Origin of the sequence: Salinicoccus sp. ID82-1, from assembly GCF_021991715.1 — a bacterium.
Taxonomy (GTDB): domain Bacteria; phylum Bacillota; class Bacilli; order Staphylococcales; family Salinicoccaceae; genus Salinicoccus; species Salinicoccus cyprini.
In genome coordinates, this window is sequence record NZ_JAGFLY010000001.1 from 369,314 (window position 1) to 386,733 (window position 17,420).

At 50.3% G+C, this 17,420-nt stretch carries 17 protein-coding genes; 14 read left to right on the forward strand and 3 right to left on the reverse strand.

Translation table 11 applies throughout. The features are described from left to right. Positions 1-54: 54 nt before the first annotated feature. Positions 55-294, reverse strand: a complete 240-nt coding sequence (locus J4760_RS01820; protein WP_145285574.1) for a hypothetical protein — start codon at positions 292-294, stop codon at positions 55-57. Positions 295-469: 175 nt separating this feature from the next. Here J4760_RS01820 and J4760_RS01825 point away from each other — a divergent pair, with 175 nt between their 5' ends. From J4760_RS01825 to J4760_RS01840, 4 genes are all read left to right on the forward strand, one after another. Beyond that, positions 470-2,245, forward strand: a complete 1,776-nt coding sequence (locus J4760_RS01825; protein WP_237604584.1) for an ABC transporter transmembrane domain-containing protein — start codon at positions 470-472, stop codon at positions 2,243-2,245. Continuing rightward, the gene (locus J4760_RS01830) at positions 2,246-4,018 is read left to right on the forward strand and encodes an ABC transporter ATP-binding protein (protein ID WP_237604585.1); all 1,773 of its coding nucleotides are present in this window, start codon (positions 2,246-2,248) and stop codon (positions 4,016-4,018) included. An 89-nt stretch (positions 4,019-4,107) separates the two neighbouring features. After that, a complete protein-coding gene (locus J4760_RS01835) occupies positions 4,108-4,812 on the forward strand; it encodes a cytochrome c biogenesis CcdA family protein (RefSeq protein WP_237604586.1) in 705 nt (234 codons plus the stop codon). A gap of 2 nt (positions 4,813-4,814) precedes the next feature. After that, entirely contained in the window at positions 4,815-5,300 is a 486-nt protein-coding gene (locus J4760_RS01840) for a CcdC family protein (RefSeq protein WP_237604587.1), read from the forward strand. On the opposite strand, the gene J4760_RS01845 is transcribed toward J4760_RS01840, so the two are convergent. Beyond that, a complete protein-coding gene (locus tag J4760_RS01845) occupies positions 5,292-5,786 on the reverse strand; it encodes a DUF2621 family protein (protein WP_145285585.1) in 495 nt (164 codons plus the stop codon). The genes J4760_RS01840 and J4760_RS01845 overlap by 9 nt on opposite strands. 90 nt (positions 5,787-5,876) lie before the next feature. Here J4760_RS01845 and J4760_RS01850 point away from each other — a divergent pair, with 90 nt between their 5' ends. From J4760_RS01850 to J4760_RS01880, 7 genes are all read left to right on the forward strand, one after another. Further along, positions 5,877-6,077 (forward strand): DUF1659 domain-containing protein, encoded by a 201-nt coding sequence (locus J4760_RS01850; protein ID WP_145285588.1) that lies wholly within the window; start codon positions 5,877-5,879, stop codon positions 6,075-6,077. Between the two features lie 21 nt (positions 6,078-6,098). After that, positions 6,099-6,311, forward strand: coding sequence for a DUF2922 domain-containing protein (locus tag J4760_RS01855; RefSeq protein WP_237604588.1), 213 nt, complete (start codon positions 6,099-6,101; stop codon positions 6,309-6,311). Between the two features lies 1 nt (position 6,312). Beyond that, complete coding sequence (locus J4760_RS01860; RefSeq protein WP_145285594.1) at positions 6,313-6,432, forward strand: YvrJ family protein; 120 nt, start codon at positions 6,313-6,315, stop codon at positions 6,430-6,432. Between the two features lie 68 nt (positions 6,433-6,500). Beyond that, a complete protein-coding gene (locus J4760_RS01865) occupies positions 6,501-7,625 on the forward strand; it encodes an exonuclease SbcCD subunit D (protein WP_237604589.1) in 1,125 nt (374 codons plus the stop codon). Continuing rightward, positions 7,606-10,617, forward strand: a complete 3,012-nt coding sequence (locus J4760_RS01870; protein WP_237604590.1) for an AAA family ATPase — start codon at positions 7,606-7,608, stop codon at positions 10,615-10,617. The genes J4760_RS01865 and J4760_RS01870 overlap by 20 nt, the downstream gene beginning before the upstream one ends. 33 nt (positions 10,618-10,650) lie before the next feature. Next, entirely contained in the window at positions 10,651-12,045 is a 1,395-nt protein-coding gene (locus J4760_RS01875; protein ID WP_237604591.1) for an MDR family MFS transporter, read from the forward strand. Between the two features lie 199 nt (positions 12,046-12,244). Beyond that, positions 12,245-12,781, forward strand: a complete 537-nt coding sequence (locus J4760_RS01880; protein WP_237604592.1) for an SCO family protein — start codon at positions 12,245-12,247, stop codon at positions 12,779-12,781. A 140-nt stretch (positions 12,782-12,921) separates the two neighbouring features. On the opposite strand, the gene J4760_RS01885 is transcribed toward J4760_RS01880, so the two are convergent. Further along, on the reverse strand, positions 12,922-14,004 hold the full coding sequence (locus tag J4760_RS01885) for an AI-2E family transporter (protein WP_237604593.1): 1,083 nt from the start codon (positions 14,002-14,004) through the stop codon (positions 12,922-12,924). 218 nt (positions 14,005-14,222) lie between these two features. Here J4760_RS01885 and J4760_RS01890 point away from each other — a divergent pair, with 218 nt between their 5' ends. The 3 genes from J4760_RS01890 to J4760_RS01900 all read left to right on the forward strand — a co-directional run bounded on the left by J4760_RS01890 (position 14,223) and on the right by J4760_RS01900 (position 17,419). After that, a complete protein-coding gene (locus tag J4760_RS01890; protein WP_237605033.1) occupies positions 14,223-15,410 on the forward strand; it encodes a Bcr/CflA family efflux MFS transporter in 1,188 nt (395 codons plus the stop codon). 155 nt (positions 15,411-15,565) lie between these two features. Further along, complete coding sequence (locus J4760_RS01895) at positions 15,566-16,459, forward strand: cation diffusion facilitator family transporter (protein WP_145285613.1); 894 nt, start codon at positions 15,566-15,568, stop codon at positions 16,457-16,459. A gap of 18 nt (positions 16,460-16,477) precedes the next feature. Next, the gene (locus J4760_RS01900; protein WP_145285616.1) at positions 16,478-17,419 is read left to right on the forward strand and encodes a nucleoside hydrolase; all 942 of its coding nucleotides are present in this window, start codon (positions 16,478-16,480) and stop codon (positions 17,417-17,419) included. Position 17,420: the final 1 nt, after the last annotated feature.

Here is a 17,420-nt window from a genome sequence, read left to right on the forward strand (position 1 = left end):
ATAAAAAATAGAGCCCTGGGATGATTTTGCTCATCCCAGGGCTCTATTCTGCTGCTATACTTTTTCAACAACGTAGGTGCGCTGGGCCTTGTAGCGTTTCCCGCCATCTTCTGCAGCTTGTTCGAAACACCCTTTGAACTGGTGCGTCACTTTGTATTCGCGTTCGGAATCAGTAAACAGTTCATCTTCATTTGAAGAGAGAATTGTGGCATCTGTCGTACTGATGAAGCCCTCGAGTTCCTGTGCCGTGTAGTGACTGCCCAGTTCGAGATTATTCAAATTTGAATCGGACATGAAAAAGCCTCCTATTCAGTAATGTATTTCATTTTTCCCATCAGGCAATGTAATAAACATTACTGGGACGGCCTCGGTCAATCGTACGAAATTTTAAAATCTTCTGTTGTTCATTATTTCATATTCCGAAACATATGGTAGAATTTAAAAGAATATGACAACAAGGAGGATCGCAATGAAGGTTTTTAAGAAAATGGGATGGTTTTTCAAGCGGGAATGGCGCAGCTACTCAGTTGGTGTCATCATGCTGGTGCTTGTCGCCCTCATGGAGCTGATACCGCCCCAGGTCATCGGCTGGGTCATCGACCGCATCACGCAGGAAACACTGACGGGCAATCTGCTCATGCGGTATATTCTGCTGCTGGTTGCTGTGGCTGTTCTGACATACATATTCAGATATTTCTGGCGCATCATGATCTTTGGTGCCAGCTACCGGCTTGGCAGAATACTGCGTTCAAGACTCTATCGGAAGTATTCCCAGATGAGTCCGGCATTCTACCAGAAGCGGCGGACGGGTGACCTGATGGCGCATGCGACCAATGATATCCAAGCGGTCCAGGCGACTGCGGGTGCGGGTATTCTGACGATTGCGGATTCCCTCATCACAGGGGGCGCGGTACTGGTTACAATGGCGGTCACCATCAGCCCGAAACTGACGCTGCTGGCGATGATTCCGCTGCCGTTCATGGTCATACTGACAAGCTACTATGGAAAGCTTCTGAACCGGGGCTTCAAGAAGGCCCAGGCAGCCTTCAGCATGCTCAACGACAAGACACAGGAGAGCATTTCCGGCATCAAGGTGACGAAGACGTTCGGCTATGAGCGAAGCGACCAGGCGGATTTCCGCAGAATGAGTGATGATGTGGTCGAGAAGAACCTTAAGGTGTCCAAAGTGGATGCCCTGTTCGACCCGACCATCATGACCGTCATCGGTGCGAGCTACTTCATCGCCATCTTCTACGGTGCGCAGATGGTACTGTCCGACACGATTTCGATCGGTGAACTGGTCACTTTCACTACGTACCTCGGCATGATGGTCTGGCCGCTGCTCGCACTTGGCTGGTTCTTCAATCTGGTGCAGCGGGGCAGTGCGTCCTATGACCGGATCCAGGAAATCATGGATACAGAAAACCAGGTCGGTGTGGACTATAAAATAGAAGGACAGCCTGAAGGGGACATTATATTCGATCTTGGTGCGTTCAACTTCCCGGATGATGAATCGGATGGTCTTCGCGATGTCCGCTTCGCCATCAAGAAGGGCACGACTGTCGGCATCGTCGGCAGGACGGGTTCGGGTAAAAGTGCGCTGATCCGTCTCCTGCTGCGGGAATTCGACACGGTCAATCCGGAGGACATCAAATACGGCAAACATCCTCTGCGCGACTATGAAATCAGCAATCTCAGAAGGCAGTTCGGATACGTGCCACAGGACCACTTCCTGTTCTCGACATCAATCCGTAACAACATCGCCTTCAGCAACCCGGGGATGGATGAAGCGGAGATATACCATGCGGCGAAATTGAGCCATGTCCATGAGGATATTAAAGGGTTTACGGATGGCTATGATACTGTCGTCGGTGAACGCGGCGTGTCCGTTTCCGGTGGCCAGAAGCAGCGCATCTCCATTGCGCGTGCCCTGATCATGGATCCTGAAGTGCTCATCCTGGATGATTCCCTGTCTGCCGTCGATGCAGAAACAGAGGAGCAGATTCTTGCCAATCTGCAGGATAGCCGTGCCGGCAAGACGAATATCATTACAGCACACCGTATGAGTGCTGTCAGCCATGCCGATCTGATCATCGTCATGGACAATGGCACCATCATCGAGCACGGCGATCATCACGCGCTGATGGCAAAAGGCGGCTGGTATCATGACACATACAACGCCCAGGCACTGCGTGATGCACTCGAGAGCACCCTTGATGATCTCGTTCTGAAGGAGGAAAGATAAATGGAAAACAACCAGTTCAACCTCTCTTTCAATGATCAGAAGACCGTGCTGCTGAGGCTGATGAAGTATACACTGCCTTTCAAGGGCATACTGGCAGTCGGGTTCATCATGCTGATCATCTCGACCATAGCTGGTGTCGCAACACCGTATCTGGTCAAAATCTTCATTGACGAATATCTGACACCGGGTGTATTTCCTGAATCGGAGATCATGTGGCTCGTCATCGCCTTCATTGCAGTCCAGCTGATCGGCGCCATCACGACCTATATGCAGATATACCTGTTCCAGTACCTGGCCTTCAAGGTCATCCAGCAGCTTAGGATCGATGCTTTCGACAAGATCGGCAGGCTCGGCATGCGCTATTTCGACAAGGTGCCGGGCGGCAGCGTCGTTTCACGGATCACCAATGATACGGAAGCGATAGTGGAAATGTTCATCGGTGTGCTGGCGACGGTTCTGATGGCCATCTTCATGGTCATCTCAAGTTTCATCATGATGTTCGTCCTCGATGTCAGACTGGCACTGCTTGCGCTTGTATTCATGCCGGTCATTGTCGTGGTCCTCGCTGTCTACCGCAAGTATTCGGCGAATTTCTTCTCCCATGCCCGCCAGCTGCTCAGTGATCTGAATGCCAAGCTTGCGGAATCGATTGAAGGAATGAAGATCATCCAGGTGTTCAACCAGGAGGACCGCCTGAGCCAGGAGTTCAATGAGATCAACGAAATGCATTATAAATACAATATGAAGAATGTCAGGCTCGACGGGCTTCTGCTCAGACCGGCCATCAGCATGATCTCGGTGCTGGCCATCGCACTCATCCTCGGATATTTCGGGCTGCTGAGCTTCGAATCGACGGTGACAGCAGGTGTCATCTTCGCCTTCATCCAGTACATGGAACGGTTCTTCGAGCCGCTCAGCCAGGTCAGCCAGAACCTGAACATCTTCCAGCAAGCGCTCGTCTCGGCGAGCCGTGTATTCGCACTGATGGATGACGACCGTCTCGAACCGGCACAGTCAGAAGATGCCGCCTGCCGGGTGACGGATGGCCATATCGAATTCAGAAACGTCACGTTCAGCTATGATGGCAGGACGGATGTCTTAAAGGACATCTCCTTCACAGCAAGACCCGGAGAAACCGTCGCACTTGTCGGCCATACCGGATCCGGCAAGAGTTCCATCATCAACCTGTTCATGCGGTTCTATGAGTTTTCAAAAGGTGACATTCTGGTGGATGGCCATTCCATCAAGCGGATTCCGAAGCAGGAACTGAAGGAGAAGGTCGGCCTCGTGCTGCAGGATCCGTTCATCTTCTATGGCACCATCGAGTCGAATATCCGGCTCTACCACCCGGAAATGACTTTCGAGCAGGTCAAGGCGGCGGCGGAGTTCGTCTATGCAGACAAGTTCATCTCGAAACTGCCTGGTGAATATGAACACAGGGTGATCGAGAAGGGCAGTGCCTTCTCCAGTGGAGAACGGCAGCTGCTTGCATTCGCACGCACCATGGCCATCGATCCGAAAGTGCTGATTCTGGATGAGGCAACCGCCAACATCGACTCCGAGACGGAGGAGCAGATCCAGCGTTCTCTTGAGCGGATGCGAAAAGGCCGGACGACGCTTGCCATCGCCCACCGCCTGTCGACCATCCAGGATGCCGATCAGATCCTCGTGCTGAATAAGGGCGAGATTGTCGAGCAGGGCACGCATGATTCACTGATCCGCTACGGCGGCATCTATCATAAAATGTACCAGCTTCAGAACGGACAGCAGTAAATGTCATAGAAAGTTCTAAAATAATGGAATAAAGTTCAAGTCTACCTCCATCATGTCTGTTAAAATGACATCTGAATGGAGGTATTTCTATGGGTAGCGAAGTAACTTTTCTCCTCGCATTCGGAGCCGGTGTCCTCAGTTTCGTGTCACCGTGTGTGCTCCCTGTTTTCCCAGCGTTCATCTCCTATATCACGGGAATGAGCTACAATGAAGTTGAAAGCCAGAAATTCAATTTCCGTGCAATTCTTCATACATTATTCTTTCTGATCGGCTTCAGCCTCATCTATATCGCACTCGGATTCGGTACGGCATTCTTCGGCGGCCTGCTGATCGACCATTCCAACCTGATCCGCCAGCTCGGTGCCATTCTGATCGTCATATTCGGTCTGATCGTCACAGGCGTACTGAACTTTGATTTTCTGATGAAGGACCGTAAAGTCCAGTTCAAGAACAGACCGTCAGGCTTCGTCGGATCGATTCTGATCGGCATGGCCTTCGGTGCAGGATGGACACCGTGCAACGGGCCGATCATCGGCGCCATATTCGCCATGAGTGCCACCGAGCCGAACAATGCACTGATGCTGATGGTGGTATACTGCCTCGGATTCGCAGTCCCATTCTTTACATTGAGCTTCTTCGTGTCACGGACACGGTGGATGCTGAAGTATTCGAACCGCATCATGAAAGCAGGCGGAATCGTCATGATACTGATGGGTATCCTGCTCTATTTTGATGGTCTGACACAGATCATCATCTGGCTGCAGCCGCTCTTCGGCGATTTCCAGGGGTTCTGATCATGAGTATCGAGAGCATACTGTTCACAGCCGCTTCCATCATGGCGGTGGTCATGGGCCTCGTTGCAGTTTTCGTCAGGCAGAAGGCGGCCAAACGGCCGCTGACACTGCCGAAGATCATCATTCCGCCAGTCATGATGTCGACCGGCGCACTGATGTATGTATTTCCATACTTCAGGCTGACGCCATTTGAAATCGGAGAAGCGATTGTCATGGGACTGATCTTTTCGATCGTCCTCGTAGTCACGACCCGCTATGAAGAGAAGGATGGCAGACTCTACGTCAAGCAGTCGAGGATGTTTCCGATCATCCTGATCGGCCTCCTGATACTCAGAATCATTCTGAAGGCCATACTGTCCCTGAGCATTTCACCTGGTGAGATCGGCGGCATGTTCTTCCTTCTGGCATTCGTCATGATCATCGTCTGGCGGATATCGATGTTCATCCATCTCCAGACATTCAATAAGCAGCAGATCAAGTCACTTTGATCTGCTGCTTATTTTTTCTGTCTGTTCAAATATGGAGAACTTCTGCTTTTCATCATCCGCATACTGGAAAAGATCTTCATATGGTGCATAGTCGATCTGAAGTTCATCGAGCTTCTTCTTCATGAACTTGTGATCCCTTTTCGGTGTTGCGATGATGTAGCCCTTCATGATGTGGTCGAGTGTAATATCATCTGCCCCTTCATCGAGGGCGATCTTCGAAATGCGGCCGGCAATCCGTTCCTTGGCAACATCCCTGAATATTTCAGGCACCGGCGTCACCAGTTCATTCAGCAGCTTTCTGGCTTCCTCGTTCCATAGAGGCAGCGCCCTCTCGATATAGAGGTCCTGCCAGTCGAGCTCACTGTACCCGTCCTCTTTCGGCATGCGCTTCAGAAACTTTCGGAACATGAAATAGCCGCCGATGATCAGCAGTCCAAGCATGACGAAAGTCCACAGTGCAATGAGCCACATGATTATATCGTTCATTCCCTCACCTCCCAGTCATTATAGAAAATAAAGATTCGATTGTCCATCGAATCATTTGTGACGATATATAGGATGAAGGAGGTGAGAGCCATGCTAAAGAGCACAAATGCAAAGTTCTATTTCTTTGAAGCGGATGAGAGTGGTAAGGAAAAACTCCGTTTCAGATCCGTCAGAAACCTGGATACGACATCAACAGATGAAGCCATCAATACACTGGCAAGCATCTACCAGACACTGACGAATGATGTGTATCCGATTGTCGAGAAGGAACAGACCTACGTCATCAACTAATAATGAACAGGAGGAAGAGAAATGACGAAGAAACTTGTAATTGTATTCAACACGGACCTGAGCCGTCGCTTCACATTGACCATCAGCAACCCGAAGGAAGACCTGACGGAAGCGGCACTTGTGGCTGAAGCGGATCGTCTCATCGCACTGGGTGTTCTCGCGCCGATGCAGGGTAGACCGGTATCCGTACATTCGGCGAAGATTGTCGAACAGAACGTCACAGAGATCATCTAGCATGGAATGGGTACCACTGGTCAGCGATGTTGGATTTCCGGCTGTGATCACGTTCTTCCTGCTCCATCGCATGGAGCAGAAACTGGATGACCTCATCATATCCATCAGGCAGCTGAACTGAAAAAAGCCATCCCCAAATTTACTTGGGGGTGGTTTTTCTTGTATAATCGATTCAATGAGGTGGTTTAAATGAAAATTATACATACTGGTGACTGGCATATCGGAAAACGACTCAACGGTGTCGATCTTCTGGAGGATCAGCGGCATATGCTGGACCAGATGCTCGAACATATGGATGAGGCATCTATCGACCTGGTCGTCGTGGCAGGGGATGTATTCGACCGGAGCAACCCTTCCCAGTCGGCGCTGAAGCTCGTCAACGAGTATCTCTATAAGATCAATATAGAAAAAGGCATACCGGTGCTCGCCATCAGCGGCAATCATGACAGCCGCTCACGGCTCGACTACGGCAGCTACTGGTTTGAAAAAAGCAACTATCATATGCGGACATCACTTGAAGACATAACGGCACCTGTAGTGATCGATGATCATCATTTCTATATGGTGCCCCATATGGATGTGCTCGAGGCAAAGGTGTTCTTTGATGATGACACAATCCGGTCCCATCATGATGTGTACAGACGGATTACCAAAGAGATTGCCGAAGTCATGGACAAGGATGCCTATAATGTACTGGTCGGCCATATGTTCATCTCGGACGGCAAGGCATCCGACTCCGAGCGTCCGCTGTCCATCGGACTGTCGGAAGAGGTCGGGGCGGACCTTTTCGAAGCATTCGACCTTATCATGCTCGGCCATCTGCACCATCCGTTTGCGATCACACACGAGCGCATATTCTACAGCGGGTCGCTTCTGAAGTATTCATTTTCCGAAGCGAAGCAGCCGAAAGGCTTCCGCATGGTGGACACGGACGCAGGGACGAAATGCAGGTTTATTCCGCTGCAGCAGCAGCGGGATCTCGTCCACTACCAGGGTACATTCGAAGATGTCATCAATGAAAAGGTGGCATTCCTAGACAAGTCGGCCTACTTCAAATTCGAACTGTCCGGAATGAGCCATATCAATGACCCGATGGCAAAGCTCAAGATGATCTACCCGAATGTCATGGAGCTGCGCCCGCTCGTCGAAAAGCGCGAGCATGCAGTGACAGCAGTCGATGCGCACCAATCGAGTGACCGAGAGATCTTCGAATCGTTCATCGAGAACGTGAACGGGGAACCGCTGACGGAATACCAGCGGGAAATATTCAATACTTATTTCAAAGGTGATGCAGATGAAGCCGATACAGATTAGGATGCAGTACTTCGGTCCTTTCGAGAACCAGACCATAGATTTTGATGATGTATCCGACAGCATGTTTCTGATCAGCGGTCGCACGGGGTCGGGCAAGACGATGATATTCGATGCCATCACCTATGCACTTTATGGCACACTGTCGACGAGCGACCGGGCCGAAGGATCGGTCAGAAGCCAGTTTGCGACGGACGATGACATCAGCAGCATCCGCCTGTCCTTTGAAATCAGGGGCAGAAGGTACACCATCGAGCGGACGCTGTCCTATCAGAAGGCGGGCAGAAAGACACCTGTGCCGCCGAAGGCGGTGCTCTATGATGCAGATGGGGAAGTGCTTGAAGGCAGCATCAATGGTGTGAAGTCGATGATTCTTGAAATACTCCAGCTGAATGCCGACCAGTTCAGACAGATTCTGATTCTGCCGCAGGGCGAATTCAAAAGGCTTTTGACCTCTTCAAGCGAACAGAAGCAGGAGATACTGAGGACACTGTTCCGGACCGAGCGCTTCGTCAAGTTCGAGCACAAACTGAACGAACTGAAGAAGGAGAAGCTCAAGGGCAGTGAGATGGTGGAGACGAAGATTGCCGAACGCTTCAATACCATTACTGGCGAGGAGCATCCGGAAGTGGCTGAACTGCTCGAGGTCGAATTCCCGACTTTCACTAAAAGGATGGAGACCATCGACAAGATCCAGGCGATCATTGAAAAAAGGAAGACGGAGGTCGACCAGGCACTCGGCACAAATAAGGAACGGCTCGATACGCTGAAAGGTCTGCTCAAGCAGAAGGAAGAGAACAACACTCGGATTGAAGAAGTGGAGAAGGTCAGAACCAGTCTGGCATCACTTGAAAGTGACGCCTCCCGCATCCAGTCGCTCGAAGCGGAAATAGAAAGCTATCGTGCCGTCAAGGAGATGGAATATAAACTGCGCACCGAGTCGAACGCAGAAATGCATAGATCACGGACTGAGAGTGAACTGGCAGAACTGAAAACACAGTCATCAGGCATTGAGTCAGCACTCGAAGAACTCGATAAGAAGCGGGAAGCACTGCAGGAGAAGGATGACTTCTACAGGCGGGCAGAGACGTGGCTGAATAGGACAGAGCGGTTCATGCATAATGAAGAGATGGAAAATATCAATGAGACGATTATGTCATTAAAAGCCCGCAAGTCGGAAATCAATGAAGAGAATGATGGAATTTCCATAGAACTTGAAACCATTGGAGAAAATCTCGGTTCGGATCGATGGAATCGTGAACAGTCCGAAAGGATGAACCAGGAACGCTACGTGATCGACAACGAAATATCCGCACTCGAACAGGCCATCAGTACAGAGCGTGAACTGGGTCAGTATGACGCCGAACACGCCGCTCTGACGGCTGACATCGAGGAAATCGACCGGCAGCATGCACGCATCGATTCTGAACGCCAGGCAAAGCGGGATGCACTGAAAAGTCTTTATTCTGCTGAGGATGGTGCCCATATTGAGCATCTGATCGGACATCTTGAAGTTGGTACACCATGCCCGGTATGCCAGCAGACAGTACAGACTTTGCCGAAAGCACATGCGTATTTGTCTGAAGCGGATGAGGCGGCGTTCAAGGCGTTTGAAGCGGACCTCGAGGCACTAAGTGCTGATAGAGGCAGCAAAGTCAGACGTCTCGATGTCGTCGATGCACTGCTCGATGATAAAGTACGCCAAAACATGGATGCACTGAACGCTCTGCTTGAGACGTTCAGACGGCAGCAGCTGAATCTGAAGCGGCGTATCGAGGCAGAGAAGCAGCGGTTTGAAGCGCGGCAGCAACTCGAAAGACAGCAGAGTGAACTGAACAGGAAACTGAATGACAACAGGCTTGAAGAGAATAATATTGATCACGCGCTCAGCCATGCCGAGTCGCTTCTATCGGAATTCAAGTCGCAGACAAGCTATGATGACTACAGAACATTCGCCGAAATGCATCATAAATGCCAGCGGTCACTGGAAGACTATAAGGCCCAGGTCAAAGAGAATGAACAGGGGCATCTTGAATATCGGGAGCAGAAATCACGGCTCGAGGAAAAGCAGTCCTATCTTCAGAAACAGCTGGATGAAGTCACTGGACAGCTCAGGACACTGTCACCTGAGATCGATACATTTGCAGACAGGATGAAGAGTGACCGGGAACAGATGCTCACACTGCTTGAACGTTCGGACATTCATTCCATGGAGCAGACGGTCAAGGAGCATCACAGCCAGAAGGCACTGCTTGAGACAAGACAGCATGCATTGGAGGAAACACTGGAAACAGAGTCGCTGCAGGATACCACAGGAGAGCAGAAAGAAATTGAACAGCTGACCGCACACAGTGAGACGCTGACGAATCAGAAAGCGCGGCTCGAAGCCCAGCTAGAGCATAACAGCAGGACAGAGGATGCCATCCGCAAGCTGATTGCTGATTATGAAGCGGCACTGGGTGAGATCCAGTCGCTGATCGAACTGGTCGACGCCGTATCCGGCAGGAACGAGCAGAAAGTGTCGCTCGAGCGCTATGTGCTCACATACTATCTCGACCGCATACTCGAGATAGCCAACACCAGACTGCTTGAAATGACGAACCACCGCTATGAACTGAGACGCAGCACGAACAGAAGCAACCGCAAGACAGGCCTTGATATCGAAGTGTTCGACTTCTACAACAACCGCTCCCGCCACATCACTTCACTGTCCGGCGGGGAATCGTTCCAGGCGGCACTGACGCTGGCGCTTGCGATGAATGAAGCGCTGCAGCAGGAATCCGGCGGCATCAGCCTCGACACGATGCTGATTGATGAAGGGTTCGGGACGCTCGATCCCGAGACACTCGATATGGCTGTGAATACGCTGATCGAGCTGCAGACGAGCGGCAAGATGGTCGGCATCATCTCGCATGTCGAGGAACTGAAGGAACGGATGGAGAACATCCTCGAAGTCAGTGCAGTCAACGAACGCAGTACAGCGCGTTTCAAATAAAACAATGGGGAACCATGGGGAAGTAGTGAGACGATGCAAATTAGAATGGCCTATAGGCCGAGCCAGAAGTCGGTACTGATCGCCACATTGATGATGGGATCGTTTCTTGTCCTGCTCAACCAGATGCTGCTTGTCACTGTCGTGCCGCCGATCATGGAAGCTTTCGGCATTCTATTCAGCACAGCACAGTGGCTGACGACAGGATTCTTTCTCGTCAATGGCATCATGATTCCGGTATCGGCATTCCTGATCCATAAATTCACATCCAGGCGTCTGTACTTGCTGGGTATGGCGATTTTCATTATGGGTACAGTACTTGCCGCTGTGGCACCCATCTATCCCGTGCTGCTCGGTGGCAGAATCCTGCAGGGGATTGCAGCTGGCATCATGATGCCGCTGACGCAGGTCATCCTACTGACCCAGTTTCCACTGGAGCAGCGGGGACGGGCGATGGGGTACTATGGTCTGGTCATCGGTGTGGCACCGGCAATCGGTCCACCGCTCTCCGGATACATCGTCGGCTTCTGGCCATGGCGCACACTGTTTCTGATTGTGCTGCCGCTCGTACTCGCGAACTTCATTCTGGCCTACTTTTCAATGCGCAACGTCACGCATCAGACAGACCCGAAAGTGGACATCCCTTCAATCGTGCTATCCACGCTCGGTTTCGGTGGTCTGCTCTATGGCTTCTCCGTGGCCGGCACGAGAGGGTGGGGCGACCCGCTTGTCCTCCTGTCCATCATTGCCGGCATGATCCTTGTAGCCATCTTTACCAGACGCCAGCTCGGGCTCAATCAGCCGATTCTCGAGATGAGTGTATTCAAAAACCGGTACTTCCTCATCAGCTCGCTGGTCGGCGTCATCGTCTTCACGTCCATGGTCAGTGCCAACAACATTCTGCCTGTACTCATGCAGGACATGCTCGGCTACACACCCTTTGAATCGGGACTCGCACTGCTGCCCGGGGCACTGATCATGGGTGTAACCATGCCGATCGCCGGTGTGCTGTTCGACAAGTTCGGCATACGGATTCTGACATTCCTCGGCATGGCACTCATCCTTGTCACTTCCATTCTGATGTCCTTCCTGAACCAGGAGACGACCTTCACCTATCTGGCCGTCGTCTACACCTTCAGACTGCTCGGAACGGGACTGACACTGATGCCGCTGACCACTTTTGCGATGAATGCACTGCATGACGATCTCATTCCAGACGGGACTGCCATGAACAACACGATGCGGCAGATCGGCGGTTCGATCTTCACCGCCGTCATGGTCACCATCATGACCGGAGTGGCACTGAACCTGTCTTCAGGTGCGCCATCTGTATCAGAAGAGATCACAGGTGTAAACATGTCCTTCGTCTTTTCGGCAGTGATGGCCGGCGTGGGACTGGTACTGACTTTATTCATGAAAGAGCAGAATTAACGCCTTCGATTACAAGATAGAAATAAATACGCCATACTCTTTTCACAAAATATGCCTTTTTTCTTGTTGCCCTCCAGAATTTATTTGATATAGTTAAATTCAAAGATTAATCGGAGGGTTTTGAATGAGGAAGTTAATTTCCATAGTTTTTGTTCTAGCATTGGCATTATCAGCATGTAACTCCTCCGGAGTCGAAGTCATGTCCCGTTACGGGAATACAATCGATGATTTTGAAGTGACCAATCAGAATGGAGAAACATTTACGAAGGCAGACATGGAAGGCAAAGTATGGCTGCTGGATTTCATATTCACCAATTGCGCCACCGTATGTCCGCCGATGACGGCAAATATGACTCAGGTGGTCAACACGCTTGAGGAAAAAGGTATTGAGGATTACGGCGTCATCAGCTTTTCAGTCGATCCGAAAACCGATTCACCGGAAGTGCTGACGGATTATCTTTCATACTACGATGTACCGGAATCAACAGAATGGCAGATGGTGACCGGATATGATTATGATTTCATCAGAAACTTTGCAGAAAGCAACTTCAAGACCATCGTGGCACCGCCACCAGAAGGCAGCAATCAGGTGACCCATGGCATCAGCTTCTATCTGATCGATCAGAACGGCAAGATCATCAAAGACTATTCCGGCGTCGATACCGGTGATACCGAGTTCGCTCTCGATGAAATTGTCTCCGACGTGGAGACACTCGTTGAAAATGAACCGAAATAGCACAGAATAGTACCAGATCCTGAATGCAGGGTCTGGTACTTTTATTTGGATATCAGTGAAGCCTCTGACATATCGCCGATGATACCGAAATAAAAATGGCACAGTTCGTCTGAACTGTGCCATTAATATATCTGTTTCCATCAGTAGAGATCTTCTCTTGCCCGCTGTGTGATTTCCTTCCGTTTCGAGTAGATGTTGGTCACGATGGTTTTCAATACTGCATAGAATGGAACTGCGAGTATGATGCCCCAGATTCCTGCAATATTACCGGCAGCGAGTATTATTGTGATGACTGTCAGAGGGTGGACGTTCAATGCGTTGCCCATGATGTTGGGTGTAATCAGGTTCCCTTCAATCTGCTGTGCGATGAGCATGATCAGAGCCACGTACAAAGCCATGACCGGATCTTGCACCAGGGCGACTATAATTGCAGGGACGACCGCAAGATAGGGGCCAAGAAATGGTATTACATTGGTTGCCACACCGACAAGGGCCAGCAGGATTGCATAGTCAAGTCCGATGATCAGGTAGCCGATCAGCAGCATGATACCGACACATAGACTGACAAACAGTTGTCCGACGATATAGGACTTCAGCGTTTCATCCACATCATGCAGAGTTTTACGCAGCCATGTGCGTCTTTCTCCAGTGAAGAAATGGGTGACGAACGGCGCGAACTTGTGGTGGTCGATCAGAATGTAGACCAGGAAGAAAGGGACGAGAATAAGGGTAAGTATTCCAGAGAACAGTCCCGACAGGAACGTTGCAATCCATGAGCCAACGCTGGAAGCGCGGTCGGAGAATTGTCCGGCCAGATTATTCGCCTGCTGCTGTATGGAATTCGGCAAGTGTTCACGCTGACTCAGGAGAGATCGTCCATACTCTTCAGCATTTCTGATGATTTGTGGCGCATTATTCACTAAAGAATTGATCTGACTGGAAACAATGGGTGCAATAAGGATGTAGGCCAGCCAGATGATTGCGCCCAGCATTACAAAAATAAGCAGTATGGCCGTCCATTTGGGAAATCCTTTTCTCTCCAGAAAATACAGTACAGGCCTTGTCAGATAGAAAAGTACCCCGCCAATCAGCAGCGGGAGAAAGATGGTCTGTGCAATCACAACGATTGGAGAGAATATCTCTTGAACATCAATAAACAAACGGATGATTAATAATAAGAAAATAATAGCGACAGCTGATCGAAACCAGACTTTATGTGTCATTCAAACACTCCTTCCTTCTACATTGTATACCCTGATGACCTTATGATATTTAGAGATGATAATAATTCAATGGAATTACAGTTGTCCAAGATAGGGAGGCAGAGCCGGAAAACTATCGCATTTATTTCAAGCAATAAATCTTCCTTATTGTGTCTCGAGCCCACTTGGCATAGAATGAGTTCGGAGGTGGTCATATCAATCAGATCAATCAGGATTCAATCCTACATAATCCCACCGGGAAAAAACGGCTGGGACTTGCTTTACTTCTAGGACTGCTTGCCATCATGGGGCCGCTCAATATTGATATGTATCTCCCGAGTTTTCCGGATATTGCACAGGATCTCGGCACGAGTCCATCACTAGTACAGGTCAGCCTGACGGCATGCCTGCTCGGGCTTGCTTTTGGCCAGGTTATCATAGGGCCCATCAGTGATTCGGACGGCAGGAAGAAGCCGCTGATCGTATACACATCATTATTTGTGGTGTCATCATTATTTTGTGCACTGTCACCGAATATATATGTACTGATTGCAGCGAGATTTCTACAAGGTTTCACGGCTGCAGCCGGAGTGGTGCTGTCCCGTGCTGTGGTGCGTGATGTATTCAGCGGCAGGGAGCTGTCGAAGTTCTTTTCTCTGCTGATGGTCATCAACGCGATTGCACCGATGGCTGCGCCGATTGCAGGGGGAGCGATACTGCTGCTGCCTTTTGCCAGCTGGCATACCATATTTCTGTTCCTGGCCATTCTTGGAGTGATCATTGTCATCATTGTGGGCGTGGGGCTCAAGGAGACATTGCCACCTGAGAAGCGCATTCCACGTTCAACTAAAGCATCCATCCGTACAATGGGTAGCCTGTTTACCGACCGTACATTCATCGGCTATGCAGTCATCGTCGGATTCGTTCACGGCGGCAGCTTCGCCTATGTTTCCGGCACGCCATTTGTCTATCAGGAAATCTACGGCGTCTCTCCTCAGACTTTCAGCATACTGTTTGGCATAAATGGGCTGGCCATCATCATCGGCAGTTTCATCATCGGCCGACTGGGTGGCATCATCCATGAGAAGCAGCTGCTCAAAACTGCCGTCATCACTGCAGTCTGCGCAACCTTCCTGCTGCTCATCATGACCATTATTGAAGGGCCACTGGCTGCGATTGTCATACTGATCTTCATCTATATGACGACGATGGGCATGACACTCACAAGTACGTTCACACTCGGCATGGCCCAGCAAGGCCGGCAGGCTGGCAGTGCGAGTGCGGTTCTCGGCATGCTGCCGCTATTGCTGGGTGCTGTATTTTCCCCTCTCGCAGGTATCAATGAAGCATCTGCAGTTCCAATGGGAGCAATACTGTTCGTTACTTCATCCATCGGGCTGATCGCATTTTTCAAGTTGACTGAATAGGAAATAGGAAAGGGGAAGTCGATCAGACTTCCTCTTCTTCTTTGTTCAATGTGATATTTGAAGGTCACCTTTTACTTCCACAGACGCTTTCTGTTCAATAATTTCGGGAACACTGTTAGAATGAATTGAAAACTCATATAAAAGAGGGCTGAAACATGAGCAATAGCAATAGATATAAGAAGGCACAGATTGCGACGATGATCGGCATCGGTGTCAATCTGCTGCTGGCAATATTGAAGACAGTCGGTGGGATTCTCGGCAACAGCCGGGCGCTGATTGCGGATGCGGTGCACTCTGCGTCGGACGTCGTGAGTTCGGTTGCGGTACTGGTCGGCATCCGTGCTGCGCAGAAACCGCCGGACACGGAGCATCCATACGGTCACGGGAAGTCTGAGAATGTGGCGACACTCATCGTGGCGATTCTGCTTGTCATTGTTGGCTTTGAAATCATCTATAATGCCATACTGTCAGTGCTTGAAGGAAATGTGGAAAACAATACATCGATGATTGCACTTTATATCATCATTTTCTCCATTGTAGTGAAGGAAGCTTTGTTCCAGTATAAATTCAGGTTGGGTACTAAAATAAAAAGCCCTGCGCTGATTGCGGATGCCTGGCATCACCGCTCGGACGCCATTTCATCTGTTGTCGCTCTGGTCGGTATCGGGCTGTCCCTCATCGGCGCCACTTTCGGCATTCCATATCTCGGCTATCTGGACCCGGTTGCGAGTGCCGTCATTGCATTGATCATCATGTATATGGGCTATCAGCTCGCCAAAGAAGCAGTCAGCGTCAGCCTGGAAGTTGTGCTGAATGATGAGGAGACGCGCGTGATGCGGGAGACAGTCACCAATATCGACAAGGTGAGGCAGATCGATCGTCTCATTGCACGTTCACACGGTTCCTATGTCATCATTGATATCAAAATCAGTGTAGATGCGGATATCACTGTTGAAGAAGGGCATCATATTGCGCGTATAGTCAAGCAGACACTGCTCAGCAACCACGAGGAAGTCAAAGATGTGAATGTTCACGTCAATCCATACTGATAACAGGAGATGTGTATTATGACAGCAAGAAAAGTGATTCTGGACTGTGACCCGGGGCATGATGATGCCATTTCGATCATCATTGCCGCTTCAAAAATGAGCAATCTTGAGATTCTCGGCATCACGACGGTGGCGGGAAACGTGGAAGTACAGAAGAATACAACCAATGCCCTGAAGGTCAAAGACCTGCTTGGACTCGATGTACCCGTAGTGCAGGGAGCCGAGAGGCCGCTCGTCAGGAAAAGTGAAATAGCAACGGAAATCCATGGGGATTCGGGGATGGACGGTCCAGTGCTGCCGAACCCGAAGAGCAGGGTGGACGATGGACATGCGGTCGATTTCATCGTGGAGCAGATCTTACAGTCGGAAGGAAAAGTGACGCTTGTACCGACAGGACCGCTGACAAACATTGCGCTGGCCCTGCATAAAGCGCCGGAAATAAAGCATAAGATAGAAGAGATTGTACTGATGGGCGGCGGCACGTTCGGCAACTGGACACCGGCCGCCGAATTCAACATTTATGTCGACGCTGAAGCGGCAAAGTTCGTATTCGAAAGCGGCATCCATGTCACCATGTTCGGGCTGGATGTGACTCACCAGGTCATTGCGACGAAAGACATCCAGCAGCGGCTGTCCAAAGTGGACAATCGGGTTGGAAAGTTCGTTTCCGAACTGCTCGTCTTCTTTGGGGATATGTACGAAGACCACTTCGGCTTTGAAGGGGGCCCGATCCATGACGCATGTACGACCATGTATCTGCTGAAGCCGGAACTCTTCGACTTCAAGCATGTGCATCTGGCGGTGGAGACAAAAGGCGAGTTCACTTACGGTGCAACAGCGGTGGACCTGCTTGGTGTAACAGGTAGAATCCCGAATACACACTTTGCGTATCAGGTGGATCAGGAAGCATTCTGGGATCTTTTCGAAGCAGTACTCGAATCATATGGTGAGGTGGCGTAGG

Excerpts from the sequence above, each read along its gene's own strand:
- J4760_RS01820 (WP_145285574.1), bottom strand. The coding sequence starts at position 294 with ATGTCCGATTCAAATTTGAATAATCTCGAACTGGGCAGTCACTACACG.
- J4760_RS01825 (WP_237604584.1), top strand. The coding sequence starts at position 470 with ATGAAGGTTTTTAAGAAAATGGGATGGTTTTTCAAGCGGGAATGGCGC.
- J4760_RS01830 (WP_237604585.1), top strand. The coding sequence starts at position 2,246 with ATGGAAAACAACCAGTTCAACCTCTCTTTCAATGATCAGAAGACCGTG.
- J4760_RS01835 (WP_237604586.1), top strand. The coding sequence starts at position 4,108 with ATGGGTAGCGAAGTAACTTTTCTCCTCGCATTCGGAGCCGGTGTCCTC.
- J4760_RS01840 (WP_237604587.1), top strand. The coding sequence starts at position 4,815 with ATGAGTATCGAGAGCATACTGTTCACAGCCGCTTCCATCATGGCGGTG.
- J4760_RS01845 (WP_145285585.1), bottom strand. The coding sequence starts at position 5,786 with ATGAACGATATAATCATGTGGCTCATTGCACTGTGGACTTTCGTCATG.
- J4760_RS01850 (WP_145285588.1), top strand. The coding sequence starts at position 5,877 with ATGCTAAAGAGCACAAATGCAAAGTTCTATTTCTTTGAAGCGGATGAG.
- J4760_RS01855 (WP_237604588.1), top strand. The coding sequence starts at position 6,099 with ATGACGAAGAAACTTGTAATTGTATTCAACACGGACCTGAGCCGTCGC.
- J4760_RS01860 (WP_145285594.1), top strand. The coding sequence starts at position 6,313 with ATGGAATGGGTACCACTGGTCAGCGATGTTGGATTTCCGGCTGTGATC.
- J4760_RS01865 (WP_237604589.1), top strand. The coding sequence starts at position 6,501 with ATGAAAATTATACATACTGGTGACTGGCATATCGGAAAACGACTCAAC.
- J4760_RS01870 (WP_237604590.1), top strand. The coding sequence starts at position 7,606 with ATGAAGCCGATACAGATTAGGATGCAGTACTTCGGTCCTTTCGAGAAC.
- J4760_RS01875 (WP_237604591.1), top strand. The coding sequence starts at position 10,651 with ATGCAAATTAGAATGGCCTATAGGCCGAGCCAGAAGTCGGTACTGATC.
- J4760_RS01880 (WP_237604592.1), top strand. The coding sequence starts at position 12,245 with ATGTCCCGTTACGGGAATACAATCGATGATTTTGAAGTGACCAATCAG.
- J4760_RS01885 (WP_237604593.1), bottom strand. The coding sequence starts at position 14,004 with ATGACACATAAAGTCTGGTTTCGATCAGCTGTCGCTATTATTTTCTTA.
- J4760_RS01895 (WP_145285613.1), top strand. The coding sequence starts at position 15,566 with ATGAGCAATAGCAATAGATATAAGAAGGCACAGATTGCGACGATGATC.
- J4760_RS01900 (WP_145285616.1), top strand. The coding sequence starts at position 16,478 with ATGACAGCAAGAAAAGTGATTCTGGACTGTGACCCGGGGCATGATGAT.